This window comes from Leisingera sp. ABM4_103 (genome assembly GCF_056158685.1).
In genome coordinates this window covers 1732350-1754232 of the sequence record NZ_JBSWTU010000005.1, presented here as the reverse complement: position 1 = coordinate 1754232, position 21883 = coordinate 1732350, and the positions used below count along the sequence as shown (strand labels likewise).

Genomic DNA, 21883 nt, shown 5'->3' with positions numbered 1-21883 from the left:
GGCGCCGCTCACAAGCCGTTACTCTGCGGCGGCTGCAGTTGCCACAGTCAGAGCGCCGCCAGCTTTTTCAACGGCCTCAACAGCGGCCTTCGACGCGCCGGTGACCGAGATGGTGGCTTTGGCGGTCAGTTCGCCTTTGGCCAGGACGCGGATGCCGTCCAGCTTGCGGCGCACCAGGCCGGATGCAACCAGCGAATCCTCGTCGATGGAGGCTGCGTCCAGTTTGCCTGCGTCGATGAACTTCTGGATCAGGCCCAGGTTCACAACGGCGTATGCCTTGCGGTTCGGCTTGTTGAAGCCGCGCTTGGGCAGACGCTGGTACAGCGGCATCTGGCCGCCTTCGTAGCCATTGATCGAGACGCCCGAACGGGATTTCTGGCCTTTGATACCACGGCCGCCCATTTTGCCTTTGCCGGAACCCGGGCCACGGGCCACACGGGTGCGTTTCTTGGCGGCGCCGGGATTGTCGCGCAGTTCGTGAAGTTTCATGTCGCTTCTCCTTGCCGGATGCGGGCCCCGAAGCGTGATGGCCCGACCGCGGCGTTTCTTGATTGGTGATTCCGTGGCGCAGAACGCCACCGGGTGCCTATAGACGGGTTGGGGGAAGGGATCAAGGGGGCGAGGCAGCCAGTGTTGACGTTCACTTCAGCGCGCAGTTTGATCACCCCATTGTTAATGAGAAAAAGATTTATGGATATTACAGGAACTGAGCACGACGATCTTTCGATCTATGAGTTCACACGCGAAAAGCTGAAGCGGCATAGCGCAGCCAAGACTGTCGAAGGGCAAAAAATTCTTCAAGACAAACGCCTGTTCCTCAGCTTTGTCAGACTAGAAAGAAGCAGGGCAGCGTCTGACTTTGACAGAGTTACGAGGGACGCCTGCAATTGCAGAGCCAAGCTGCGCGATGCCGGTATCGAGCAAGCATATGGGTTCGTGCTGCTTTATTTGCGCTTCAGCTACGCTGGTGTCCACAGGCATGCACCGGTCAGGCAGGATAGGACAATCACTTACTCTGCAACTTACCAACGCCACATAACGCCCGAGCAGATCCTGATTCAGGATTGGGCAGAGCTTCAGGACAAGAAGTTTGGAGAAAAAATGCGAAGAGCAATGCACTGGGTGGCCTAGCGGTGCCATCGCTCTGCTTGAACGCCACTGCAATTGGCATGTGCGCACCCCCCCAAGGCCCCTGCCCTGCCGGTTGCTGCTCCTGCCGTCTGTCTCTGTTTCCGTTCCGCTGCTGGCCGTCCGTTAAAGGGTGGCGGCGCCGCCGGGGTGGAGATGGGATGGGGTTGCCCCCATGCGAAAACGCGTCTGCGCGCTCCGGGTGCCACGCCGGAGCCCAGTTCCAGGTGCCGGGGGTGTCAGGCCCGGCGGGTGATCATGACCGGGGATGATCCTGCCAGACCCGGGTTTAATTCCGGTGCGCGGTGCGTACGGCGGATGCGCAACGGCCAGCACACACCGGCCTTGCGGCCGGGCGGGGCGCTGAACCTGAAAAACAAAAACGCCCCCGCCGGGTCGGCAGGGGCGCTTTGGGGCCGGGTTTTGGAGAGGGAGGAGGATCCGCAGCCGGCCAGGGAGATCACTTGCCGTAGACGTGCTCGCGGGCGGCGCCGGGGATGGCGCAGCGGCTGAGGCCGATGTCCGCCAGATCACGGCTGGACAGCGCGCGCAGCTCACGCACGGTGCGCTGGTACTCGCGGCGCAGCTTCCAGTTCTGGATCAGGCCAGCGGCGATGCCGCGCAGACGGGCGGGAATGCCTGCAGACGCAGGCGCGGTGAGAGTTGAATAAGCCATTGTTCTTGTTCCTTCGCTGCGGTGCCGGAACGTGTTCCCGGCGCGTAGCTTTATCTGTTCGTCTGAGGTGGACGGGAAATAGGGATGGCCCGGAACCGGCGCAACGGCTGCTTTGGTCTGGCGGCTATGCAGCGCCCGCATAGCACAATCGCGTGAGGGAATTTGAAGACCCGGCAAAAGAAAACGCCCCCGCCCGCGAGGGCAGGAGCGCTTTGGCCCGGGCTTGAAGGAGGAGGAGGAGGAGGAGAGAAGCCCGGAGCGGGAGAATTACTTGCCGTATACGTGCTGCTGCACGATGTCGGCGATATCGCTGCGGCGCACGCCGATATCTGCCAGCTCGTGATCGCTCAGGCCGTCCAGCTCGTTGTAGGTGCGCTGGTATTCGCGGTGCAGCGCCCAGGCTTCCAGTACGCCGTCGACAGTGCGGCGGATGCGGGCGGTCAGGCTGAGCGACGGGGCGGCGGTGATAACATGTGCCATCTTGATGTTCCTTGTCTCTTGGGCCGGGCCTATTCCCGGCGGTCCGTTGTTTGGTCTTTTCTGTGACAGGCCCGAGATAGGCGCACCGCCCGATTCCAACAACTGACGCAACCGGCAAGCCGATATGCACGCGCTGCAAGGGATCGTTAGGGCCGGATAGCCGCCCTGCCCCGGCGCAAACCTTGGTCATTGATGGGAGTATCCGCAGCCTGTGCCGGCCTGGGATGCAGGCCTGGCACCGGTCACGCGAGAGGCATTGAGGGCGTCACCCGCCGGCCGCGGGACGCAGGACGGCCTTCAGCAGCGACAACGCCCCCCAAAGCAGGAAGACCGGCAGCACGAGCATCCGGAGCGTAAAGATACCGATTATTGTCTGGGAGGAGCGAAGAATTGTATCGGCTTCCTCCACGAAGACCTGGGCGGCCTCCAGATACCGGCCGCTCTGCTCAAAAACACCGCTTACGCTGTCGCCGGCTTCGCTGATCCGGCTGCTCAGCCAGCCAAACACCCCTGCATCCCCCTCCTCTGCCGGAGACACCGCCGCCGCCTCATCCGCCTCCGCGCCGATGAGGAAATTCGCCTTCTGCGCGACGGCATCAAGTTCTGCAATGGCAGTGCTCATCTGCGCTGCAGTGGCTTGCTCCCCGACCCGCACAGCCAGCACGAACACTGCAGGGATGGCAAAGCCCACCGCGATGCCAAGGGTGATCCCCTTATCGCAAAGCGGTTTCACTGTTCGGGCGAACGCCGGACTGCGGCCGAGGGCGATCCGGCCCAGCAGCGCGGCGCCGAGAACGACGAGGCCAACCGACACCACCGGCGCCAGACCAACGGCGGCAAGCGCGGCGCCGGCCGCAACGAGGAACACGGCATCGGCCACGCGCTCCACCGTGTCATCAACGGGTTCCAGCACCTTCAGCGGCTGCAGGCTCGCCTGCCCGACAACCGATGCGCCCACCTCGATCTCCTGCGCCGTGGACAGCGCCGCGTTGATCGCCCGGAGCGAAACGTAAACTGTCACCGCTGAGGCCGCGATGGTCTCCGCTGTCTGCTCTGAGACAGTGGTAAGCGGGTTCCAATCGCTGCGCCCGGACAGGCCAAGGACACCGATGAGCAGAAACAGCAGGCCCGCCATCAGGGCAAAGACGGTGCGGGCGGGTGTCCTCGGGGCATCGCGGGTCGGGTCGGTCATTGCGGGTTCGCTGCCTTTGCCAGAACGCATCTGCAAAGGCATACCATGCAAAGGCGGCGGCACAACACGTCCGCGTCTCCTCAGTCCGGACAATCGGGACCTGAAGCGGCGCCCGCGAAACGAAAAACGCCCCCGGCAGAACCGGGGGCGTTTTCCAAAGTCTGATACCGAAAAGGGCTTAGCCGCGCTCTTCGATGATCTGAACCAGGTGCGGGATCGAGTTGACCATGCCGCGCACGGAGGGGGTGTCCTCCAGCTCGCGGGTCTTGTGCATCTTGTTCAGGCCCAGGCCAACCAGGGTTGCGCGCTGTTTGGCGGGGCGGCGGATCGGCGAGCCGATCTGCTTGACGACGATGGTTTTTGCCATGTCTCTCTACTCCTTACGCTTCAGCTTCGGCAGCTGCCGGTGCGTCGTCCCGCTTGGGCAGGATGTCAGCAACCTTTTTGCCGCGGCGCTGAGCCACCGAACGCGGGCTCTGCTCTTTCTGCAGGCCGTTCAGGGTGGCGCGGATCATGTTGTAGGGGTTCTGCGAGCCGATCGACTTGGAGACCACGTCCTTGATGCCCAGCATCTCGAACACGGCACGCATCGGACCACCTGCGATGATACCGGTACCTTCAGGCGCGGTGCGCATCACAACTTTGCCTGCGCCGTGACGGCCGGCCATGTCGTGGTGCAGGGTGCGGCCCTCTTTCAGCGGCACGCGGATCATCTGGCGCTTCGCTTGCTCAGTCGCCTTGCGGATCGCCTCAGGCACTTCTTTCGCCTTGCCCTTGCCAAAGCCCACGCGGCCTTTCTGGTCGCCAACGACAACCAGGGCTGCGAAGCCAAAGCGCTTGCCGCCTTTTACGGTTTTCGACACGCGGTTGATCGCGACCAGACGATCTGCGAACTCCGGAGTTTCTTCACGGTCGCGGCGGGGGCCGCGGCGGTTTTCACGTTCTGCCATCAGGCATTCCTTTCATAGGGCGCCAGGCGCCTTTTGTTCTCAATCCTTGGTGAACCCGGCACAGGTCCGGGTTCCCGGATCATCGGGGCGGCCCCGAGAGGCCGCCCGCATGAGATTAGATCTTCAGGCCGCCTTCACGCGCAGCGTCGGCCAGAGCCTTCACCTTGCCGTGGAACAGGAAGCCGCCGCGGTCGAAGTAGGCTTCGGTCACGCCAGCCGCTTTTGCGCGCTCGGCGATCGCTGCACCAACCTTGGCCGCTGCTTCGACGTTGTTCTTGCCGACAACGCCCAGATCTTTTTCCAGGGTCGAAGCGGACGCCACGGTCACGCCGCGCAGGTCGTCGATCAGCTGAACAGAGATGTTCTTGTTCGAACGGTGCACGGACAGACGCGGACGGCCTGCGTTCACTTTGCGAAGCTTGTTCCGGACGCGCAGCCGGCGCTTCAGAAACAGGGTACGTTTGCTGTTTGCCATTTTGCTGGTCCTTACTTCTTCTTGCCTTCCTTGCGGAAGATGAACTCGCCCTTGTAGCGGATGCCTTTGCCCTTGTAGGGCTCCGGACGGCGCCAGTCGCGGATTTTCGCCGCCACTTCGCCCACCTGCTGCTGGTCGATACCTTCCACAACGATTTCGGTCTGCTTCGGCGCGGTAATGGTGATACCTTCCGGAGCAACGAAGTCGACATCGTGGCTGTAGCCCAGGTTCAGCTTCAGGGTGTTGCCCTGCATCTGAGCCCGGTAACCCACACCCTGGATCTCCAGTTCTTTCTTGAAGCCCTGGGTCACGCCGGTCACGAGGTTGGCCACCTGAGTGCGGGACATGCCCCACTGCTGACGGGCACGCTTGGACTTGCCGCGCGGCTCGATGGTGACAACATTGTCGTTGACCGACAGGGTGACGTCGTCAGTCGCGGTGAAGGTGCGGGCGCCTTTCGGGCCTTTCACTTCGATGGTCTGGCCGGACACAGAGGCGGATACGCCGCTGGGCAGTTCGACCGGTTTCTTACCAATACGGGACATTGCGAGGCCTCCTTAGAAGACGGTGCAAAGCACTTCGCCGCCAACGTTGGCTGCGCGTGCGTTTGCGTCCGACATCACACCCTTGGGGGTGGAGACAATCGACACGCCCAGGCCCTGACGGACCGACGGGATGTCATTGACGCCCATGTAAACGCGGCGGCCGGGCTTGGAGACCCGCTTGAGCTCGCGAATGACAGGTTCGCCGTCGAAGTATTTCAGGCTGATTTCGATGGCCGGGTGGCCATTTTCACCAGTGGTTTTCTCATAACCGCGGATGTAGCCCTCGTCCGCCAGCACGTCCAGCACCCATGCCCGCAGCTTGGAAGCCGGGGTCATGACGGTGGATTTGCCGCGCATCTGAGAGTTACGGATACGGGTGAGCATATCGCCGATAGGATCGTTCATACCACTCTCTCCCTTACCAGCTCGATTTCACCAGGCCGGGGATCTGGCCAGCAGACCCCAGCTCGCGCAGCGCGATACGGCTGATCTTCAGCTTACGGTAGTAAGCGTGCGGACGGCCGGTCAGCTGGCAGCGGTTGTGCAAACGGCTCGGAGCCGAGTTGCGCGGCAGTTTCGCCAGTTTCAGACGCGCCTTGAAGCGCTCTTCCATCGGGCGGGATTCGTCGTTTGCGATTTCTTTCAGCTCGGCACGCTTTGCGGCGTATTTTGCCACCAGGCGCTCGCGCTTCTTCTCGCGTTCGATCATGCTTTTCTTAGCCATGGTCTCTTCCTTCCCGCGCTTAGCTGTTGAAGGGCATGTTGAAAGCTTTCAACAGCGCCTTTGCTTCCGCGTCGGTTTTCGCGGTGGTGGCGATCACGATGTCCATGCCCCAGGGCTCATCGATCTTGTCGAAATCGATTTCCGGGAACACGATGTGCTCTTTCAGGCCCATGGCATAGTTGCCGCGGCCGTCAAACGAGGTGCCCGAAACGCCGCGGAAGTCGCGGATACGGGGCATCGCGATGGTGATCAGACGATCCAGGAATTCGTACATCCGGTCGCCGCGAAGGGTCACCTTGGCGCCCATCGGCATGCCTTCGCGAACGCGGAAGCCGGCGATGGAGTTCTTGGCCACGGTGGTCAGAGCTTTCTGGCCCGCGATGAGGGTCAGGTCGGCCTGAGCGGATTTGGCTTTCTTGCTGTCTTTGACAGCAGCGCGGCCACAGCCGATGTTCAGAACGATTTTCTCCAGCTTGGGGAGCATCATGTCGTTCTTGTAGCCGAATTCCTCTTTCAGAGCGCCACGGATGGTCTCTTTGTAGAGGGTCTTCAGGCGCGGGGTGTAGGTTGCAGCGTCAAGCATCAGACAGTCTCCCCGGTGGTCTTGGCGAAGCGCACCTTCTTGCCGTCTTCCTCGCGGAAGCCGACGCGGGTTGCTTTGCCGTTGCTGTCCAGCAGTGCCAGGTTCGACAGGTCGATCGGCAGTGCCTTGGGCAGACGGCCGCCCTGGCTGTTCTGGGTCTGGCGGGTGTGGCGGATCGCCATGTTCACGCCTTCGACAACGGCTTTGCCGGCTTTCGGGTCAACGGAGGCGATGGTGCCTTCCTTGCCCTTGTCCTTGCCGGCCAGCACGACGACCTTGTCGCCTTTGCGGAGTTTAGCAGCCATGATTACAGCACCTCCGGAGCAAGCGAGATGATCTTCATGAAGTTCTTCGCGCGCAGTTCACGAACAACCGGGCCAAAGATACGGGTACCGACCGGCTCGTTGTTGTTGTTCAGGATAACGGCTGCGTTCCGGTCAAAACGGATCGCGGTGCCGTCTTCGCGGCGGACTTCTTTGGCGGTGCGCACGACAACGGCCTTACGGACGTCGCCTTTTTTCACGCGGCCGCGCGGGATGGCTTCCTTGACCGAGACGACGATGATGTCGCCTACGGATGCGTATTTACGCTTGGAGCCACCCAGAACCTTGATGCACTGAACTCGGCGTGCGCCGGAGTTGTCAGCAACATCCAGATTTGTTTGCATCTGGATCATGTGGTTTCTCCCGACCTATGGGGCAGCGATGCGTGCTGGTATCCCCCAGGGTTTCGACTGACTGTTAAGTCTAGCCGCCAGGAGTCTCGGATGAGACTCTTAGGCTTCCAGAACTTCCCAGCGTTTCGTTTTCGATTTCGGCGCGCATTCGATGATGCGGACAGTGTCGCCGACCTTGAAAGCGTTCTTTTCGTCGTGAGCCCGGTATTTCTTGGACTTACGGACGGTTTTCTTCAGAACCGGGTGCGTGAAGCGGCGTTCAACCGAGACGGTGACGGTCTGGGCGTTTGCGTCGCTGGTCACAACGCCTTGCAGGATACGTTTGGGCATTGTGTCGCTCCTTATTCGGCTGCTGCTGCAGCTTTTTCGTTCAGGATGGTCTTCACTTTGGCAGCGTTGCGGCGGGCCGCTTTGATGCCGGCAGTGTTTTCCAGCTGACCGGTTGCCTGCTGAAAGCGCAGGTTGAAGCTCTCTTTTTTCAGGGATGCGAGCATATCGCGGAGTTCATCCACGGTCTTCTCGCGCAGATCATTGGCGTTCATCGCCTTTGTTCCTTGTCCAAAGCACCAGAAGGCCCCTGACGGGTCACCTTGCAACCTGGTGGGTTATGTCAAACCGCGCCGCAAAGCGCGGAAAAAGAATCACTTGGCCCGGATCCGAGACGGATTGGGGACAAGCGATGGGTCCCTATAAAGGAGACAGGGTGCGGGGGCAAGCGAAAGATTGGCCGCCCCGCCGGCGGCTGCGGCCCCGGCCCCTCAGCCGGTTTTCAGCGGGCTGCCGGCCTGCACAAACCAGTCGTCATAGCCGGACGCCCCGGCGGCCACGTTCCTGTAGCCGTTCTGCTCCAGCAGCGCACGGATCGCGGCCCTCTGCTCAGTGTAATTATGCTCCACCGTGATGGCATTGAACCGGTACTTGCTGAAATCGAACGCCTGCAGAATGTCCAGTTCGCTGCCCTCGGTATCAACCGACATGAAATCAATCTCCCGCGGGGCGCCGTGGCGGTCGAGCATATCCAGCAGCGAGACGGTCTTGACCGGATAGCTTATGGCCTTGCGGCGGCTTCGGGAGTGCAGGTCGGCTTCGCTGAAGTCTGAAATCGTCGACAGCTCCGCCGCGCCGGTTTCCTTGAACTCCAGCTCGGCCCCGGTTTCCTTCCAGACGCAGTCGAACTCGACCTCGCAGGACCGGTTCCGGCGCAGATCCTCGTGCCAGCACTTCGCGGGCTCAGCCACGATACCGGTCCAGCCGAACTCCTTTTCCAGCGTGTACGTGTTGCTGATGGATTTGCCGTTGGTGGCCCCGAACTCGACGAAATACCCGCCCCGCTTGAACCCGTTGGCAACCAGAGCGAAGACATCCTGGCTGGCCTGAGACTCCCAGCCGGCGCTTGTGCCGTTGAGATTGGCCAGCAGGAAATCCCGGAAGGCTTTGCCCTCAGCAGCCTTGCGGCGGCTTTCCTCCAGCGCGTTCTGCAACGCCTTGTACTTGGACGCACTGCTTACGTGGAGGCCGATTGCATGAAGCGCGCGTCGGATCTTGGGATGCATTTGGGGTTCCAGTCAGTTGGTGTCAGACAATCGCCTTGCCAGAAGCGGCGAACGGGGTTCACTCCCACTTGTAATTGAAGCTGACCGAGATCCGCTCGTCCTCGGCCATGTTCATCGGCACTTCGTGGCGCAGCCAGCTTTCCCACAGCAGCACATCGCCCACGTCCGGCTTCATGTAGATGAAGGGCTGCAATTCGCGCCGCGCGTCCTTGGTGCGGGTGGGCGCCGCCATCATCCGGGCAGAACGCGGATCCTCCAGCTTGAGCGCGCTGGCACCGTCCGGCATCGACACATAGGTGGTGCCGGATATCACCGAATGCGGGTGCAAGTGGCTGGAGTGGGTCCCGCCCTCAGGCAGAATGTTGATCCACAGATCCTCCAGCTTCAGCTCGCGCCCGTCCAGGTTAAACTCCAGATCCTTGGCAAAGGCAGCGACGTGCTGATCCAGCGACTTCACCAGGTCGGCAAAGATCGGGAACCGCCAGGGCAGATCCGTCAGCGAGGCATAGGAGGTATAACCGGGATAGCCGTTCTCCTCGCACCAGTCCTGTCCGGCATCGTCATCGCCAGCGATGACAAGGCAGGAGTTTTCCAGTTCCTGCGCATCAACCTTGGGTCCGAATTCGGACAGCTGCGCGCGGTAGAGACGGGTCACAAAGAGCGATTCAATCTGGGCCATGTCCGCGTCATACCGCAGACCGCCGGCAAGCGCGAGACCCTGCCGCGGGTCCGGATCCGGTTGTGCAGCGCCCCCTTGGCGCAGCCCGGGACCGCGAATTTGTTCGAATAATGAAAATTGGAACGCCGAATATCACGCTGATTTAACGATTGGCCGTCATCGTGGATCAAAAAACTCCAGAATGATGTCTCAGTGAAATGGTCCAGGTCACATGAAACCAAGATTTACCGTCAGTACTGCTATCCTCTCGATCATCGTTTTGGCCGGCGGCTTAATGGCCGCCCTGGTCAGCCTCCTGCTCTATTCGCACGGTGTGCGCGACGACATGCAACAGCGCGTCGCCGGAATTGAAGAGATCTACCTGAGCCTCGATGAAATCGAGCTCGAGTTCCTCATGGCCCGCCGCGCAGAAAAGGATTTCCTGCTGCGCCGCGACGAGAAATACACCATCCGCCACGCGGAAACGATGGATCGGATCAAGGAGGCCTATGCGGCCCTCAGCCGGCAGATGCCGGAGGTCGCGGAACTGTCGGGGTCCGTACGGCAGCTGAAAGAGATCGGCGCTTCGATTGAGGCCTACGACGCCAGCTTCATCGCGCTGGCCGGCAGCAACAAGCGGCTGGGGCTGGATGAAAACAGCGGCCTGGAAGGGCAGCTGCGCAAGGCCGTCAAGAATGCCGAAGGAACGCTCAAGGAACTGGATCAGCCGGTCATGCAGGTGAAGATGCTGATGATGCGGCGGCACGAGAAAGACTTTATCATGCGGCAGGCGCCAAAGTACCTGGACCGCCTGAACGCCCGGGTGGAAGAGTTCCGCGCCTTCCCGGCCAGCTTCTACGACAGCGGGGCCCAGCAGAAAGAGATCCTGGGGCTGATGGATGTCTATCAGAAGTCCTTTGCCGCCTATGTGGAGGAATCGCTGAAGGAAAAACAGCTGCGCAAAGAGGTCTCCGGCCACTACGCCAACGCCGAGCCGCTGCTGGCTGCCGTCCACACGGACGTTCGCGGCCTGCTTGACCAGGTGCGCACCCGGGGCAAGACCGTCAGCGCAGAGGCTCAGACCAATGCGCTGCGGGCCGGTATCGGCGGCTCCATCCTCTTTGTGGCGGTGGCCCTGCTGCTGGCGCGCAGCATCGCCCGGCCGCTCAAACAGACCGACACCGTTCTGAAGAAGATGATGCAGAACGACTTCAGCCCGGAAATCCCGAAAACGAGCATCCGTGAAATCGCTGCTATTGCCAATGCAGCCGGTGAGTTCCGCAAGGCGGAGGCCGCCAAACAGCAGCTGAACGGGGAGATTTCCGAAGTCATCGCAGCCTGCGGCGAAGGGGACTTCTCGCGCCGCATCGCAACCAGTGGCGGCGGCAGCGACAGCGGCCTGGGCCAGGGCGTGAACACCATCGGCGAAGTGGCCGAGAAAGGCCTGGGCGATGTGCTGCGGGTGCTGGACGCCATCGCCGAGGGCGACCTGACCCAGCGGATGCCTGCGGGCCAGAAGGGCGTTTTCAAGGACATCGCCGGGGCGATCGACAACCTGGCCGGCAGTCTGGAAACCGTGGTCCGGCAGCTGGCAGGCAGCGGCGATATGCTGAACAACACCTCGCAGGAGATTTCCTCTGCCGTCGCCGACGCGTCGCAACGCGGCGAATCCTCCGCCGCAGCGCTGGAGGAGACCTCCGCCGCGTTGCAGATCGTCCGCGACACGGTCCACGATACCGCCAGCAGCGCGCAGGACGCCCGCCAGTTCGTCAACGATGCCCAGACCAAGGCGGAAGCCACCCGGGAGGTTGCCGACAAGACCGTCTCCGCCATGCAGCGCATCAAGGAATCCTCGGACGCGATCTCCAAGATCACCGGCCTGATCGACGACGTGGCCTTCCAGACCAACCTGCTGGCGCTCAACGCCGGGGTGGAGGCCGCCCGTGCGGGCGAAGCCGGGCGCGGGTTTGCGGTTGTCGCCTCGGAAGTGCGGGCGCTGGCGCAGCGGTCTTCGGACGCGGCCAAGGAGATCAGCACGCTGATCAGCAGCAGCCAGAGCGAAGTCACCGGCGGGGTGGAACTGGTGGATGAGGCCGGCGAGGCGCTGGTTGCCATCCTTCAGACCGTTACCCAGGCTGCGGAGAAGGTGAACGAGATCGCCGAGAACACGACCGAACAGGCCAACGGCATATCCGAGGTGAATGTGGCGCTGGAGGCGCTGGACAAGGATTCCCAGCGCAGCGCTGCAATGCTTGAGGAAACCGCGGCGGCCGGCCAGATGCTGCGGGACGAGGCGGCAAGCCTGGCGCGCGCCATTGCCGGCTTCCGCCTTGAGCCTGCCGCGCCCGCAGCGCCAGCCGCGGAACCTGGCTGGGCGGACGCCGCACAGGCGGCGTGAACGCTGCCCCTGCACCGGCCGCAACGGGCCGGTGCAGCAATGCCGCCCTCCCCCTATCCGGCAAGCCAACTGAAAAAGCCCCTGCAAGGAAACTTGCAGGGGCTTTGTCCTATCGGGGATTTTGGCCTGTCGGGGATGGCACAGGGCCCGCCTTCAGGGCGCGGCCAGTACCTTCAGGGCGCGGCCAGTACCGGAGCCTTTGAGCCTGCCCCCGGGTGCCGCGCCTGACGGACTGCTGCGCAGGCCAGGCAGGCAGGCTCTCGTGCCGGGCTTTCTTAGTAGCCGTCCACCACGGTAATTGCGCAGTCCCGGTGCGCATTCGGCATCCCGACGTGATGCGGGTTCTGAACCAGATACCAGACCGGTGCACGCCCGGGCGCCTGGGTGCGTGAATAGGTGCAGCCGTTCGGCGAGGTCCAATGCGCGGAATGGCCGCTGCGCGACACGGTTTCCTGCGGCAGGAAGCTTTGCACCATCTCCCGCTGCGCTACCGGGTTGCGGTAGTTGGTTGCGGGGCCGAACATATTGGAAAGATCGTTAGGGTCTGTCTCTACCGCTGCGCAAGCGGACAGAGAAACAAGCAGGGCGGCAGGAAACATCATTCGCATCGCTGGGCACTCCATTCATTACTAAACAAACACGCTGTCCTGGCGGGTTTCCGACCCGCGGCCCTCCTCCAAGGAGCAGGCACCGGACAGCACAACCTCTGGGCTCAGGATTGAAGCAATTGGTGAACAGGTCCTTAAGAAATCAAAACCTCGTAAAATGCGACCTACTTCTCCCGGCGGCACGGCCGCGGCATGCTGCCGGTGCAGAGGCCGGCATTCAGCAAACGGAAAAGCCCCCGCCGGTCTCCCGGCGGGGGCTTGCATTTCGCGGAAGCAGCAGGGCTTACCAGTCTTCGCGGACCACGACGCGGGTCTTGACCGGCAGCTTCATCGCCGCCAGGCGCAGGGCCTCGCGGGCGATCTCATCGCTGACGCCGTCGATCTCGAACATCACGCGGCCAGGCTTAACCTTGGCTGCCCAGTAGTCCACGGAGCCTTTACCTTTACCCATACGGACTTCGGTCGGCTTCGAGGTCACCGGAGTGTCCGGGAAGATACGGATCCAGACACGGCCCTGACGCTTCATGTGGCGGGTCATGGCACGGCGGGCAGCCTCGATCTGGCGTGCAGTCACACGCTCAGGGGTGGTTGCCTTCAGGCCATAGGTGCCGAAGTTCAGGTCCGAGCCGCCTTTTGCCAGGCCGTGGATCCGGCCCTTGTGCATCTTGCGGAATTTAGTGCGCTTTGGCTGAAGCATCTCAAATCCTCCTTAGCGACGGCCGCCACCAGCACCACGGGGTGCAGGGCCGTCCTGGATTTCTTGTGCTTTACGGTCACGCGCCGAAGGATCGTGCTCCATGATCTCGCCTTTGAAGATCCAGACCTTGATCCCGATGATCCCGTAGGGGGTCATCGCTTCGGAGTGTGCGTAATCGATGTCGGCACGCAGGGTGTGCAGCGGCACGCGGCCTTCACGGTACCATTCGGTACGCGCGATTTCCGCACCGCCCAGACGGCCAGCGACGTTCACCCGGATACCCAGGGCGCCCATGCGCATGGCGTTCTGCACGGCCCGCTTCATGGCGCGGCGGAAGGACACACGGCGCTCCAGCTGCTGAGCGATCGACTCGCCGACCAGCTGAGCGTCCAGTTCCGGCTTGCGCACTTCAACGATGTTGAGGTGCAGCTCGGAGTCGGTCATCTTGGCCAGCTTCTTGCGCAGGACTTCGATGTCCGCGCCTTTCTTGCCGATGATGACGCCCGGACGTGCGGTGTGGATGGTGACGCGGCATTTCTTGTGCGGGCGCTCGATGATCACGCGCGCAACGCCTGCCTGCTTGCACTCTTCCTTGATGAACTCGCGGATTTTGATGTCCTCGAGCAGCAGATCACCATAGTCTTTGGTGTCGGCGTACCAGCGGCTGTCCCAGGTGCGGTTCACCTGAAGGCGCATGCCGATCGGATTGACTTTCTGACCCATTAGGCTTGCTCCTCAACTTGACGCACCTTGATGGTGATCTCCGCGAACGGCTTCAGGATTTTGCCGAACCGGCCACGGGCACGCGGACGGCCGCGCTTCATGGTCAGGTTCTTGCCAACCCATGCCTCGGCGACGATCAGTTCATCGACATCCAGGTTGTGGTTGTTTTCAGCATTCGCGATGGCGGACTGAAGGCATTTCTTCACGTCCTGCGCAATCCGCTTGTTGGAGAAAGTCAGGTCGGTCAGCGCCTTCTCGACTTTCTTGCCGCGGATCATCTGAGCCACCAGGTTCAGTTTCTGCGGGGAGGTACGGAGCATGCGCAGTTTTGCCATTGCTTCGTTGTCTGCCACGCGGCGGGGGTTCTTTTCCTTGCCCATGACTTACTTCCGCTTCGCTTTTTTGTCTGCGGCGTGGCCATAATAGGTGCGGGTCGGCGAGTATTCACCGAACTTCTGACCGATCATGTCTTCCGAGACGTTGACGGGGATATGCTTCTGGCCGTTGTACACACCAAAGGTCAGGCCGACGAACTGCGGCAGGATGGTGGAACGGCGCGACCAGATCTTGATCACTTCATTGCGGCCCGATTCACGCGCTGCTTCGGCCTTCTTCAGGACGTAAGCATCAACGAAGGGGCCCTTCCATACGGAACGTGCCATGGATTAGCGGCCTTTCTTCTTGGCGTGGCGCGAGCGGACGATAAGCTTCTGCGACGCCTTGTTTTTGTTGCGGGTCCGTTTGCCCTTGGTCGGCTTGCCCCAGGGGGTCACCGGGTGGCGGCCACCGGAGGTCCGGCCTTCACCACCGCCGTGGGGGTGGTCGATCGGGTTCATCACGACACCACGCACGGAGGGACGCTTGCCCTTGTGGCGCATACGGCCGGCTTTACCGAAGTTCTGGTTCGAGTTGTCCGGGTTCGACACGGCACCGACGGTGGCCATGCATTCCTGACGGACCAGGCGCAGTTCGCCCGAGGACAGGCGGATCTGAGCGTAACCGCCGTCACGGCCAACGAACTGAGCATAGGTACCGGCTGCACGGGCGATCTGGCCGCCTTTGCCGGGCTTCATTTCGATGTTGTGAACGATGGTACCGATCGGCATGCCCGAGAACGGCATTGCGTTGCCCGGCTTGATGTCGGCCTTCGCGGAGGCGATGACCTTGTCGCCGACTGCCAGACGCTGCGGCGCCAGGATGTAGGCTTGCTCGCCGTCTTCGTATTTGATCAGCGCGATGAATGCGGTCCGGTTCGGGTCGTATTCGATCCGCTCAACGGTGGCCGCTACATCAAATTTGTTCCGTTTGAAGTCAACGATCCGGTAGAGGCGCTTTGCGCCGCCGCCACGGCGGCGTGCAGTGATCCGTCCGGTGTTGTTCCGGCCGCCCGATTTGGTCAGGCCCTCAGTGAGGGATTTGACCGGACGCCCTTTCCAAAGCTCCGAACGGTCGATCAGAACCAGCCCACGCTGGCCCGGCGTCGTCGGTTTATACGACTTGAGTGCCATGCTTTCTGTCTTCCGTTTAGCGTGCAGGCCCTTAGGTTCTTGTCTTTGGACCCGCTATGTTTAAGGCCCCCGTAGGTGCCTGAGTTATAGGGCCCCGAAGGTCCCCAGGTTCGAACATCCTGACAAACGTAACGACCCCGGAACGAATCCGGGGTCTGCAGGATTGGTGCGCAATAGCAGAGGTGCTGGAGGGAGTTTAGGGGGTGTTAGCCTTCAACCAAAACAACACGCCTTTTCAACATTTCTTGCTTACCGGCATCGGTCAGTGCCCACGTCAAAAACGCTCGCCCCTTATCGCTTGTGTCAACTTCTACGTTTACTAATCCAAGAGCGATAAGCTGTACTTTCAAAGTTTGAAAGACTTCGTCGCTTGTGGAAAAATCACGTTCCCTGCCACCTTCCCCATGACGTCGCTTCCACAAGTTCCTGAACGCCAACACGTTCACTTCACGGTCAGTCGCCGGCATTAAAAGGTGTGGGCCTAGAAGTTCGAAAACCTCACCGTAAGAGGTTGCGATAGAGGAATTTTGAGGCAACCTTCCAATAGCGTAGGGCTCAGGGTTAGGAACCGTGTACGAACCAGACAAGATAAGCTCGGCATCCAGGCCAGCCAGCCCTTCTAACGGCTGCGGCCACCCGCTCAATTCTTCAAGCTGAGCTCTAAGTGCTACATTTTCCTCTTGAAGTTTTACGAGTTTGGACAGTGCTTCGACGGGTACCGCCTCACCGCCCCTCACCCATCCGGGTCGCGACTTAGTAGCTTTCGCGTGATCCAAGGCTTCCCTTACAGCCAGCTTCAAGCCATCTTTAGTTCGCCACCCCTTCCTAAGCCGTCCGTTGGAAACTTTTTCAATGAATGCCTCCAGCAGCTTTCGTCCTTCTACGTCTGCTTCACAATTCTCCTGCGGTAACGCCCCCCTGTTGTCGTGCAACATGACCAGAACGGGAATTCCTTGCTCTACAGCATAGTGATATTCCTTCTCTGTGTAGCTTAGCCCATCCGTAGCAATAGAGCCGTAGCGGCCAGCAATAATGAGAACGTAGTAGTCGCAGAGATCAATCACACTCTTAATGAACTCAAACTGCTCATCATCAGCCGCTGGAAACGCTTCCATCCCGACTGGAATGTCCCCAGCTCGAATGATTGTTTCTTCAACGGCTTTCCGCTCTTCTTTTAAGTCCGTGTAAGTAGAGCTGATAAAGACCTGATATTTCTTGCCCATCCAACCTGCACCTGGAATTCCTCAACAAACGAAACACTAGTCAACTTTGAGCTGATCGCAAACGGAAAGCCGAGCCAGCGCCGTCCCGCGGGGTGGCGCTCTCAACGTGGCGTTTGGTAGTTTATCCCAGCCAAGTCCGTACGACCTCGCCGACACGCAGAACACCAGCCAAAGCGCCGCCCCATGGGAGCGGGACGGCGCTGGCGCGGCGGCCTGCGGCCTTGATTCCGCGCCTGGGAGCAAGATCGCAGCTCAGCGCGTTGAAGGCTGTTGCGTGAGGTGCGCACGCAGGGCTTCGCGGATCTTAACCAGCAGCGGCTATACCTTGAGGCAAAGCTGCCCTTAGGACCCCGCCATGCCCCTTAAGCCCCCTGCGCATACGAAAAAGGCCCCCGCTTGCGCGAGGGCCTCTCAATCTTGTCAAAGACACAAATCTCAGAGTCCAGTGGACACGTCGATGGTGTTGCCTTCTTCCAGGGTCACATAGGCTTTTTTAACGTCCTTGCGGCGGCCCATCTGGCCGCGGAAACGCTTCACCTTACCCTTGGTGACGGTGGTGTTGACCGCTTTCACCTTCACACCAAAGAGCGCTTCGACAGCTTCTTTGATCATCGGCTTGTTGGAGTCGATTGCCACTTCGAACACCACTGCGCCGTTTTCGGACGCCATGGTGGATTTCTCGGTGATGATCGGCTTGCGGATCACGTCGTAGTGTTCTGCTTTCGCGCTCATTTCAGGCGAGCCTCCAGTGCTTCGACACCTGCCTTGGTGATCACCAGGGTGTCACGCTTCAGGATGTCATAGACGTTGGCACCGATGGTCGGCAGGATGTCCAGACCTTCGATGTTGCGCGACGCTTGCAGGAAGCCTTCGTTGACCGAAGCGCCGTCGATGACCAGAGCGCGTTTCCAGCCCAGGTTCTTCACCTGCTTGGCCAGAGCGGCGGTCTTGCCCTCAGCTGCTGCGTCCTCGATGATGACCAGCTCGCCCGCTTTCGCTTTTGCGGACAGCGCGTGGCGCAGGCCCAGCTTGCGGAACTTCTTGGTCAGCTCGTGGCCGTGCGACCGGACAACGGGACCCTTGTAGATACCACCCTTGCGGAAGATCGGCGCGTTGCGGTCACCGTGGCGTGCGCCGCCGGTGCCCTTCTGGCGGTAGATCTTCTTGGTCGAGTAGGAGGTCTCCGAGCGGGTCTTCACCTTGTGGGTGCCCTGCTGCGCATTGTTGCGCTGCCAGCGGACCACGCGGTGCAGGATGTCCGCACGCGGCTCCAGGCCGAACAGGTCTTCGGACAGCTCGATGTCGCCAGCCTTGCCGCCGTCGAGTTTGATCACGTCAAGTTTCATGCTTCACCACCTTCCGCGGATGCTTCCGCAGTTTTCAGAGCGGCCGGGAACGGCAGACCCTCGGGAGCTTTCTTCTTCACGGCATCCTTGACGGTAACCCAGCCGGATTTCGGGCCCGGAACGGCGCCCTTGATGAAGACCAGGCCGCGCTCGGCGTCGGTTTTCACCACTTCCAGGTTCTGGGTGGTCACGCGGGCTGCGCCCATGTGGCCGGCCATCTTCTTGCCTTTGAAGACCTTGCCCGGGTCCTGACACTGACCGGTCGAACCGTGCGAACGGTGCGAGATCGACACACCATGCGAGGCGCGCAGGCCGCCGAAGTTGTGCCGCTTCATGGCACCGGCGAAGCCTTTACCGATCGAGGTGCCGGTCACGTCCACTTTCTGGCCAGCCAGGAAGTGTTCGGCCGAGATTTCGGCGCCGACTTCGATCAGGCCGTCCGCGGGAACGCGGAATTCGACCAGCTTGCGCTTGGGCTCAACCTTGGCTGCTGCGAAGACACCGCGCATGGCTTGCGAAGTACGCTTTGCCTTGGCCGCGCCTGCACCCAGCTGAACGGCGGTGTAGCCGTCTTTTTCCTCGGTGCGCTGTGCAACGACCTGCAGGCCGTCCAGCGACAGAACGGTCACAGGGATCTGCTTGCCGTCTTCCATGAACAGCCGGGTCATGCCGACTTTCTTTGCGATAATACCGGAACGCATAATCTATACCCTCCGATCTTACGACTGCAGCTTGATTTCGACGTCAACGCCGGCGGCCAGGTCGAGCTTCATCAGCGCGTCCACGGTCTGCGGGGTCGGGTCGACGATGTCGAGAAGACGCTTGTGAGTGCGGATCTCGAACTGATCGCGGGATTTCTTGTCAACGTGGGGGCCACGCAGAACAGTGAATTTCTCGATCTTGTTCGGCATCGGGATCGGGCCGCGCACTTGCGCGCCGGTCCGCTTGGCAGTGTTGACGATTTCCTGGGTGCTGGCATCCAGCACGCGGTAGTCAAATGCCTTCAGCCGGATACGGATGTTTTGGCTTTGCATCGTATAGCCTTATTCTAGGCGTTGGGGTTGAGAGGAGGGCCTGCGCTCACCGCAATCCCTCATCGAACCCAAAAGGCGGGAATCATCCCGCCTCCATTCGCATCAGCGAACTCGCGCCCTATACGCCCTGCGGGCCCCTGTGGCAAGGGGTTTCGCCGCGAAACAGTTGCGTTTGCGGAGGACGGTGCGTTTGAGGTTTGTTTGGGGGGGGGCGTTAAGAACTTCGACACACAGACCGATTGCAGTTTCGACTGCGACGATAACTAGGTTTTCTTTATACGCAGACCGCAGCTTTTGGAAGAAAGTGTGTTACACTCTCATGACCAAACCCGAGCTTGCACACGCTCAATATAGAAATGGGTGGGGAACATGGGAACGTCCGAAATTTCGATCAAAGACGTGCCAATATCGGTACTACTCGACATAGCAAAACAAATAGCACAAGGAATTGTGACTGAAAACCTTTTGGTTTTCTCCTTTTTGTGCGTGCTGCTAAGCTCACTTGCTATAATCTTATTTTGGAATACGCCCCTTCACCGTATAAGGTTGGTAGCTTTTGTAACTACCACTGTCTTCTTCTCGGGCATCGCGGTTGCAACAGTTCTCAGCACCACGAATTCGTTACACCGACAATCAGACGAAGATGTTTTCTTGCCAAAGCAGGAAGCCGAGGAGGAAGTAGGTGTTCAGCCCGACGCCGAAATCATCGCTACAGTTGGAAACATAGTTGGCCTCGAAGGCACAGCGGTCGGTCCACTTCCTGAAATTTACGGACGTTTTATCGTGATGAACTCCCCACCTTTTCAAGAAAAGGCTAATGCCGCTACATTCAAGGTGACGTCAACGACTGGGGGGATATATAGTTTACAGATTAGGTTGGCTGCTGCCAGTTCGCGGCCTGTAAATGTTTCAGTAAACGACCGTGAACTGGTTCTGGAGAACGTTGCAGGCGAGCCAACGGGCGGGTGGGGTTTGGAGTACCAACGCTACCAAGAAGCTGGCCAAGTTACGCTAGAACCAGGTCCAAACCTGGTGCGGCTGTCTTCTGACAGTGTATTCCCACATATCGAAGCGCTAAAGTTCACGCTTGTCCCGTAAGACTTCTTCTGCGCTGAGCGCGTTCGGGCCGCGCCCGGCCTGCGCCGGACCTAAGGTTTGCCTCCGGCAAAACGGGCGGGCGCGATTGCATCGCACCCGGAGCTGGCGCTCCCTGCGGCCTCAAATGCTCCACTGGAGCTTTTGCAAGACGGCCTCCGGCCCCAGGCCGGTCCCTGCCCTGTTCAGAGGTTGCGGGAAGAGGCAGGGAGGTGGGCGTGTCCAGTGTTCCAAAATGGTGGGCAAATTGCCCACCCTACGGAGGCCGTGCGCCACATAGAAAAAGGGCCGCTCAATCGAGCGGCCCTTTCTGTAATCAGAACCGTGTGGCTCTCAGCGATTTTCCTGCGGAAAACCGCCTGCCGCCCACTGCTTCCAAAATCACTCGATGATTTTGGAAACAACGCCGGCGCCGACGGTGCGGCCGCCTTCGCGGATGGCGAAGCGCAGGCCGTCTTCCATCGCGATCGGCGCGATCAGCTCAACCGCGAACTTCAGGTTGTCGCCCGGCATCACCATCTCGGTGCCTTCCGGCAGGGTCACGGTGCCGGTCACGTCGGTGGTGCGGAAGTAGAACTGCGGACGGTAGTTCGCGAAGAACGGGGTGTGGCGGCCGCCTTCTTCCTTGGTCAGGATGTAGGCTTCGGCTTCGAACTTGGTGTGCGGGGTCACGGAACCCGGCTTGCACAGCACCTGGCCGCGCTCAACGGATTCACGGTCCACACCGCGCAGCAGGGCGCCGATGTTGTCGCCGGCTTCACCGCGGTCCAGCAGCTTGCGGAACATTTCCACACCGGTGCAGGTGGTTTTCGAAGTGTCTTTGATGCCGACGATTTCGATTTCGTCGCCAACATTGATCACACCGCGCTCGACACGGCCGGTCACAACGGTGCCGCGGCCGGAGATCGAGAACACGTCTTCGATCGGCATCAGGAACGGCTGGTCAACCGCACGCTCGGGGGTCGGGATGTATTCGTCCACGGCCGCCATCAGCTCTTTGATCTTGTTTTCGCCGATTTCCGGGTCACGGCCTTCCATCGCCGCCAGCGCGGAACCTGCGATGATCGGAATATCGTCGCCCGGGAACTCGTAGGAGGACAGCAGCTCGCGGATTTCCATTTCCACCAGCTCCAGCAGCTCTTCGTCGTCGACCTGGTCCACTTTGTTCATGAACACGACCAGCGCCGGAACGCCAACCTGACGCGCCAGCAGGATGTGCTCGCGGGTCTGCGGCATCGGGCCGTCAGCAGCGTTCACCACCAGGATCGCGCCGTCCATCTGAGCGGCACCGGTGATCATGTTCTTGACGTAGTCGGCGTGGCCGGGGCAGTCGACGTGGGCGTAGTGGCGCGCGTCGGTTTCATATTCCACGTGGGCGGTGGAGATGGTGATGCCGCGGGCTTTTTCTTCCGGCGCGCCGTCGATCTGGTCGTAGGCTTTGAAGTCGCCGAAGTACTTGGTGATCGCTGCGGTCAGCGTGGTTTTGCCGTGGTCAACGTGGCCGACGGTGCCGATGTTGACGTGCGGTTTATTACGTTCAAACTTTTCCTTAGCCATGATGGCCTCCTTTTGTTTCGAGAGGGGCCCGCGCGGATTGCGAACCCCTCAATT

The 21883-nt window shown here is 60.7% G+C and carries 32 protein-coding genes; 3 read left to right on the top strand and 29 right to left on the bottom strand.

Annotated elements, in window-relative coordinates; genetic code table 11:
- Positions 1–18: 18 nt before the first annotated feature.
- Positions 19–489 carry a 50S ribosomal protein L15 gene (gene rplO / locus ACXAED_RS10145; RefSeq protein WP_475049316.1) on the bottom strand — a complete coding sequence of 157 codons (471 nt, stop codon included), beginning with the start codon at positions 487–489 and terminating at the stop codon, positions 19–21.
- A gap of 201 nt (positions 490–690) precedes the next feature.
- On the opposite strand from rplO, the gene ACXAED_RS10140 reads away from it, so the two are divergent.
- The gene (locus tag ACXAED_RS10140; RefSeq protein ID WP_475049314.1) at positions 691–1131 is read left to right on the top strand and encodes a hypothetical protein; all 441 of its coding nucleotides are present in this window, start codon (positions 691–693) and stop codon (positions 1129–1131) included.
- A 457-nt stretch (positions 1132–1588) separates the two neighbouring features.
- Here ACXAED_RS10140 and ACXAED_RS10135 read toward each other — a convergent pair whose 3' ends face one another.
- From ACXAED_RS10135 to ACXAED_RS10060, 16 genes are all read right to left on the bottom strand, one after another.
- A complete protein-coding gene (locus ACXAED_RS10135; protein ID WP_475049311.1) occupies positions 1589–1804 on the bottom strand; it encodes a DUF1127 domain-containing protein in 216 nt (71 codons plus the stop codon).
- Between the two features lie 267 nt (positions 1805–2071).
- The gene (locus ACXAED_RS10130) at positions 2072–2284 is read right to left on the bottom strand and encodes a DUF1127 domain-containing protein (RefSeq protein ID WP_475049310.1); all 213 of its coding nucleotides are present in this window, start codon (positions 2282–2284) and stop codon (positions 2072–2074) included.
- 265 nt (positions 2285–2549) lie between these two features.
- The gene (locus tag ACXAED_RS10125) at positions 2550–3476 is read right to left on the bottom strand and encodes a hypothetical protein (protein ID WP_475049308.1); all 927 of its coding nucleotides are present in this window, start codon (positions 3474–3476) and stop codon (positions 2550–2552) included.
- Positions 3477–3654: 178 nt separating this feature from the next.
- Complete coding sequence (rpmD, locus tag ACXAED_RS10120; RefSeq protein WP_019298002.1) at positions 3655–3843, bottom strand: 50S ribosomal protein L30; 189 nt, start codon at positions 3841–3843, stop codon at positions 3655–3657.
- Between the two features lie 13 nt (positions 3844–3856).
- A complete protein-coding gene (gene rpsE, locus ACXAED_RS10115; protein ID WP_027235532.1) occupies positions 3857–4426 on the bottom strand; it encodes a 30S ribosomal protein S5 in 570 nt (189 codons plus the stop codon).
- Positions 4427–4541: 115 nt separating this feature from the next.
- A complete protein-coding gene (gene rplR, locus ACXAED_RS10110) occupies positions 4542–4901 on the bottom strand; it encodes a 50S ribosomal protein L18 (protein ID WP_027235533.1) in 360 nt (119 codons plus the stop codon).
- Positions 4902–4912: 11 nt separating this feature from the next.
- Positions 4913–5446: a 50S ribosomal protein L6 gene (gene rplF, locus ACXAED_RS10105; RefSeq protein ID WP_475049305.1), complete on the bottom strand. Its 534-nt coding sequence runs from the start codon at positions 5444–5446 to the stop codon at positions 4913–4915.
- A gap of 12 nt (positions 5447–5458) precedes the next feature.
- A complete protein-coding gene (gene rpsH, locus ACXAED_RS10100; protein WP_008554600.1) occupies positions 5459–5851 on the bottom strand; it encodes a 30S ribosomal protein S8 in 393 nt (130 codons plus the stop codon).
- A gap of 13 nt (positions 5852–5864) precedes the next feature.
- Positions 5865–6170, bottom strand: a complete 306-nt coding sequence (gene rpsN, locus ACXAED_RS10095) for a 30S ribosomal protein S14 (RefSeq protein ID WP_027235536.1) — start codon at positions 6168–6170, stop codon at positions 5865–5867.
- A 19-nt stretch (positions 6171–6189) separates the two neighbouring features.
- Positions 6190–6753, bottom strand: a complete 564-nt coding sequence (gene rplE / locus ACXAED_RS10090; protein ID WP_036797266.1) for a 50S ribosomal protein L5 — start codon at positions 6751–6753, stop codon at positions 6190–6192.
- Entirely contained in the window at positions 6753–7058 is a 306-nt protein-coding gene (rplX, locus tag ACXAED_RS10085) for a 50S ribosomal protein L24 (protein WP_027235538.1), read from the bottom strand. The genes rplE and rplX overlap by 1 nt, the downstream gene beginning before the upstream one ends.
- 2 nt (positions 7059–7060) lie before the next feature.
- A complete protein-coding gene (rplN, locus tag ACXAED_RS10080) occupies positions 7061–7429 on the bottom strand; it encodes a 50S ribosomal protein L14 (RefSeq protein ID WP_005621870.1) in 369 nt (122 codons plus the stop codon).
- 99 nt (positions 7430–7528) lie between these two features.
- Positions 7529–7759: a 30S ribosomal protein S17 gene (gene rpsQ, locus ACXAED_RS10075; protein ID WP_475049303.1), complete on the bottom strand. Its 231-nt coding sequence runs from the start codon at positions 7757–7759 to the stop codon at positions 7529–7531.
- A gap of 11 nt (positions 7760–7770) precedes the next feature.
- Entirely contained in the window at positions 7771–7971 is a 201-nt protein-coding gene (gene rpmC, locus ACXAED_RS10070; RefSeq protein ID WP_008554543.1) for a 50S ribosomal protein L29, read from the bottom strand.
- A 216-nt stretch (positions 7972–8187) separates the two neighbouring features.
- Entirely contained in the window at positions 8188–8982 is a 795-nt protein-coding gene (locus ACXAED_RS10065) for an FkbM family methyltransferase (protein WP_475049300.1), read from the bottom strand.
- 58 nt (positions 8983–9040) lie between these two features.
- Entirely contained in the window at positions 9041–9661 is a 621-nt protein-coding gene (locus ACXAED_RS10060) for a 2OG-Fe(II) oxygenase family protein (protein WP_475049298.1), read from the bottom strand.
- A gap of 211 nt (positions 9662–9872) precedes the next feature.
- Between ACXAED_RS10060 and ACXAED_RS10055 the strand changes: the two genes are divergently transcribed.
- On the top strand, positions 9873–12038 hold the full coding sequence (locus tag ACXAED_RS10055; protein ID WP_475049296.1) for a methyl-accepting chemotaxis protein: 2166 nt from the start codon (positions 9873–9875) through the stop codon (positions 12036–12038).
- A 275-nt stretch (positions 12039–12313) separates the two neighbouring features.
- Here the strand turns inward: ACXAED_RS10055 and ACXAED_RS10050 are convergent, their stop codons facing one another.
- The 11 genes from ACXAED_RS10050 to rpsJ all read right to left on the bottom strand — a co-directional run bounded on the left by ACXAED_RS10050 (position 12314) and on the right by rpsJ (position 19177).
- Positions 12314–12646: a hypothetical protein gene (locus tag ACXAED_RS10050; RefSeq protein WP_475049295.1), complete on the bottom strand. Its 333-nt coding sequence runs from the start codon at positions 12644–12646 to the stop codon at positions 12314–12316.
- A 283-nt stretch (positions 12647–12929) separates the two neighbouring features.
- The gene (rplP, locus tag ACXAED_RS10045; RefSeq protein WP_039125980.1) at positions 12930–13343 is read right to left on the bottom strand and encodes a 50S ribosomal protein L16; all 414 of its coding nucleotides are present in this window, start codon (positions 13341–13343) and stop codon (positions 12930–12932) included.
- Between the two features lie 12 nt (positions 13344–13355).
- Entirely contained in the window at positions 13356–14066 is a 711-nt protein-coding gene (gene rpsC, locus ACXAED_RS10040) for a 30S ribosomal protein S3 (protein ID WP_058285585.1), read from the bottom strand.
- The gene (gene rplV, locus ACXAED_RS10035; RefSeq protein WP_008557868.1) at positions 14066–14446 is read right to left on the bottom strand and encodes a 50S ribosomal protein L22; all 381 of its coding nucleotides are present in this window, start codon (positions 14444–14446) and stop codon (positions 14066–14068) included. The genes rpsC and rplV overlap by 1 nt, the downstream gene beginning before the upstream one ends.
- A 3-nt stretch (positions 14447–14449) precedes the next feature.
- Positions 14450–14728 (bottom strand): 30S ribosomal protein S19, encoded by a 279-nt coding sequence (rpsS, locus tag ACXAED_RS10030; RefSeq protein ID WP_008554066.1) that lies wholly within the window; start codon positions 14726–14728, stop codon positions 14450–14452.
- Positions 14729–14731: 3 nt separating this feature from the next.
- Complete coding sequence (gene rplB, locus ACXAED_RS10025) at positions 14732–15574, bottom strand: 50S ribosomal protein L2 (RefSeq protein WP_024088538.1); 843 nt, start codon at positions 15572–15574, stop codon at positions 14732–14734.
- A 206-nt stretch (positions 15575–15780) separates the two neighbouring features.
- Positions 15781–16797, bottom strand: a complete 1017-nt coding sequence (locus ACXAED_RS10020; protein ID WP_475049292.1) for a DUF4062 domain-containing protein — start codon at positions 16795–16797, stop codon at positions 15781–15783.
- 435 nt (positions 16798–17232) lie between these two features.
- Positions 17233–17529 carry a 50S ribosomal protein L23 gene (locus tag ACXAED_RS10015; RefSeq protein WP_420676236.1) on the bottom strand — a complete coding sequence of 99 codons (297 nt, stop codon included), beginning with the start codon at positions 17527–17529 and terminating at the stop codon, positions 17233–17235.
- A complete protein-coding gene (rplD, locus tag ACXAED_RS10010; protein WP_475049289.1) occupies positions 17526–18143 on the bottom strand; it encodes a 50S ribosomal protein L4 in 618 nt (205 codons plus the stop codon). Before rplD ends, ACXAED_RS10015 begins: the two co-directional genes overlap by 4 nt.
- Complete coding sequence (gene rplC, locus ACXAED_RS10005) at positions 18140–18844, bottom strand: 50S ribosomal protein L3 (RefSeq protein WP_475049287.1); 705 nt, start codon at positions 18842–18844, stop codon at positions 18140–18142. Before rplC ends, rplD begins: the two co-directional genes overlap by 4 nt.
- Positions 18845–18862: 18 nt before the next feature.
- Positions 18863–19177, bottom strand: coding sequence for a 30S ribosomal protein S10 (gene rpsJ / locus ACXAED_RS10000; protein WP_019298501.1), 315 nt, complete (start codon positions 19175–19177; stop codon positions 18863–18865).
- Between the two features lie 369 nt (positions 19178–19546).
- Here rpsJ and ACXAED_RS09995 point away from each other — a divergent pair, with 369 nt between their 5' ends.
- The gene (locus ACXAED_RS09995) at positions 19547–20275 is read left to right on the top strand and encodes a carbohydrate-binding protein (protein ID WP_475049285.1); all 729 of its coding nucleotides are present in this window, start codon (positions 19547–19549) and stop codon (positions 20273–20275) included.
- 378 nt (positions 20276–20653) lie between these two features.
- Here ACXAED_RS09995 and tuf read toward each other — a convergent pair whose 3' ends face one another.
- A complete protein-coding gene (gene tuf / locus ACXAED_RS09990) occupies positions 20654–21829 on the bottom strand; it encodes an elongation factor Tu (RefSeq protein WP_475049259.1) in 1176 nt (391 codons plus the stop codon).
- Positions 21830–21883: the final 54 nt, after the last annotated feature.

Bases quoted from the DNA above. Each gene is read 5' to 3' on its own strand.
- rplE (WP_036797266.1), bottom strand. From the start codon at position 6,753: ATGCTTGACGCTGCAACCTACACCCCGCGCCTGAAGACCCTCTACAAA.
- ACXAED_RS10135 (WP_475049311.1), bottom strand. From the start codon at position 1,804: ATGGCTTATTCAACTCTCACCGCGCCTGCGTCTGCAGGCATTCCCGCC.
- ACXAED_RS10130 (WP_475049310.1), bottom strand. From the start codon at position 2,284: ATGGCACATGTTATCACCGCCGCCCCGTCGCTCAGCCTGACCGCCCGC.
- ACXAED_RS09995 (WP_475049285.1), top strand. From the start codon at position 19,547: ATGGGAACGTCCGAAATTTCGATCAAAGACGTGCCAATATCGGTACTA.
- rplR (WP_027235533.1), bottom strand. From the start codon at position 4,901: ATGGCAAACAGCAAACGTACCCTGTTTCTGAAGCGCCGGCTGCGCGTC.
- rpsJ (WP_019298501.1), bottom strand. From the start codon at position 19,177: ATGCAAAGCCAAAACATCCGTATCCGGCTGAAGGCATTTGACTACCGC.
- rplD (WP_475049289.1), bottom strand. From the start codon at position 18,143: ATGAAACTTGACGTGATCAAACTCGACGGCGGCAAGGCTGGCGACATC.
- rpsC (WP_058285585.1), bottom strand. From the start codon at position 14,066: ATGGGTCAGAAAGTCAATCCGATCGGCATGCGCCTTCAGGTGAACCGC.
- ACXAED_RS10060 (WP_475049298.1), bottom strand. From the start codon at position 9,661: ATGGCCCAGATTGAATCGCTCTTTGTGACCCGTCTCTACCGCGCGCAG.
- tuf (WP_475049259.1), bottom strand. From the start codon at position 21,829: ATGGCTAAGGAAAAGTTTGAACGTAATAAACCGCACGTCAACATCGGC.
- ACXAED_RS10020 (WP_475049292.1), bottom strand. From the start codon at position 16,797: ATGGGCAAGAAATATCAGGTCTTTATCAGCTCTACTTACACGGACTTA.
- ACXAED_RS10065 (WP_475049300.1), bottom strand. From the start codon at position 8,982: ATGCATCCCAAGATCCGACGCGCGCTTCATGCAATCGGCCTCCACGTA.
- rplN (WP_005621870.1), bottom strand. From the start codon at position 7,429: ATGATCCAGATGCAAACAAATCTGGATGTTGCTGACAACTCCGGCGCA.
- rplF (WP_475049305.1), bottom strand. From the start codon at position 5,446: ATGTCCCGTATTGGTAAGAAACCGGTCGAACTGCCCAGCGGCGTATCC.
- rpsN (WP_027235536.1), bottom strand. From the start codon at position 6,170: ATGGCTAAGAAAAGCATGATCGAACGCGAGAAGAAGCGCGAGCGCCTG.
- rplB (WP_024088538.1), bottom strand. From the start codon at position 15,574: ATGGCACTCAAGTCGTATAAACCGACGACGCCGGGCCAGCGTGGGCTG.
- rpsQ (WP_475049303.1), bottom strand. From the start codon at position 7,759: ATGCCCAAACGTATCCTGCAAGGCGTTGTGACCAGCGACGCAAACGCC.
- rpmD (WP_019298002.1), bottom strand. From the start codon at position 3,843: ATGGCAAAAACCATCGTCGTCAAGCAGATCGGCTCGCCGATCCGCCGC.
- rpsS (WP_008554066.1), bottom strand. From the start codon at position 14,728: ATGGCACGTTCCGTATGGAAGGGCCCCTTCGTTGATGCTTACGTCCTG.
- rplX (WP_027235538.1), bottom strand. From the start codon at position 7,058: ATGGCTGCTAAACTCCGCAAAGGCGACAAGGTCGTCGTGCTGGCCGGC.
- rpsE (WP_027235532.1), bottom strand. From the start codon at position 4,426: ATGGCAGAACGTGAAAACCGCCGCGGCCCCCGCCGCGACCGTGAAGAA.
- ACXAED_RS10050 (WP_475049295.1), bottom strand. From the start codon at position 12,646: ATGCGAATGATGTTTCCTGCCGCCCTGCTTGTTTCTCTGTCCGCTTGC.
- rpmC (WP_008554543.1), bottom strand. From the start codon at position 7,971: ATGAACGCCAATGATCTGCGCGAGAAGACCGTGGATGAACTCCGCGAT.
- ACXAED_RS10015 (WP_420676236.1), bottom strand. From the start codon at position 17,529: ATGAGCGCGAAAGCAGAACACTACGACGTGATCCGCAAGCCGATCATC.
- ACXAED_RS10055 (WP_475049296.1), top strand. From the start codon at position 9,873: ATGAAACCAAGATTTACCGTCAGTACTGCTATCCTCTCGATCATCGTT.
- rplC (WP_475049287.1), bottom strand. From the start codon at position 18,844: ATGCGTTCCGGTATTATCGCAAAGAAAGTCGGCATGACCCGGCTGTTC.
- rplV (WP_008557868.1), bottom strand. From the start codon at position 14,446: ATGGGCAAGGAAAAGAACCCCCGCCGCGTGGCAGACAACGAAGCAATG.
- rpsH (WP_008554600.1), bottom strand. From the start codon at position 5,851: ATGAACGATCCTATCGGCGATATGCTCACCCGTATCCGTAACTCTCAG.
- ACXAED_RS10140 (WP_475049314.1), top strand. From the start codon at position 691: ATGGATATTACAGGAACTGAGCACGACGATCTTTCGATCTATGAGTTC.
- rplP (WP_039125980.1), bottom strand. From the start codon at position 13,343: ATGCTTCAGCCAAAGCGCACTAAATTCCGCAAGATGCACAAGGGCCGG.
- ACXAED_RS10125 (WP_475049308.1), bottom strand. From the start codon at position 3,476: ATGACCGACCCGACCCGCGATGCCCCGAGGACACCCGCCCGCACCGTC.
- rplO (WP_475049316.1), bottom strand. From the start codon at position 489: ATGAAACTTCACGAACTGCGCGACAATCCCGGCGCCGCCAAGAAACGC.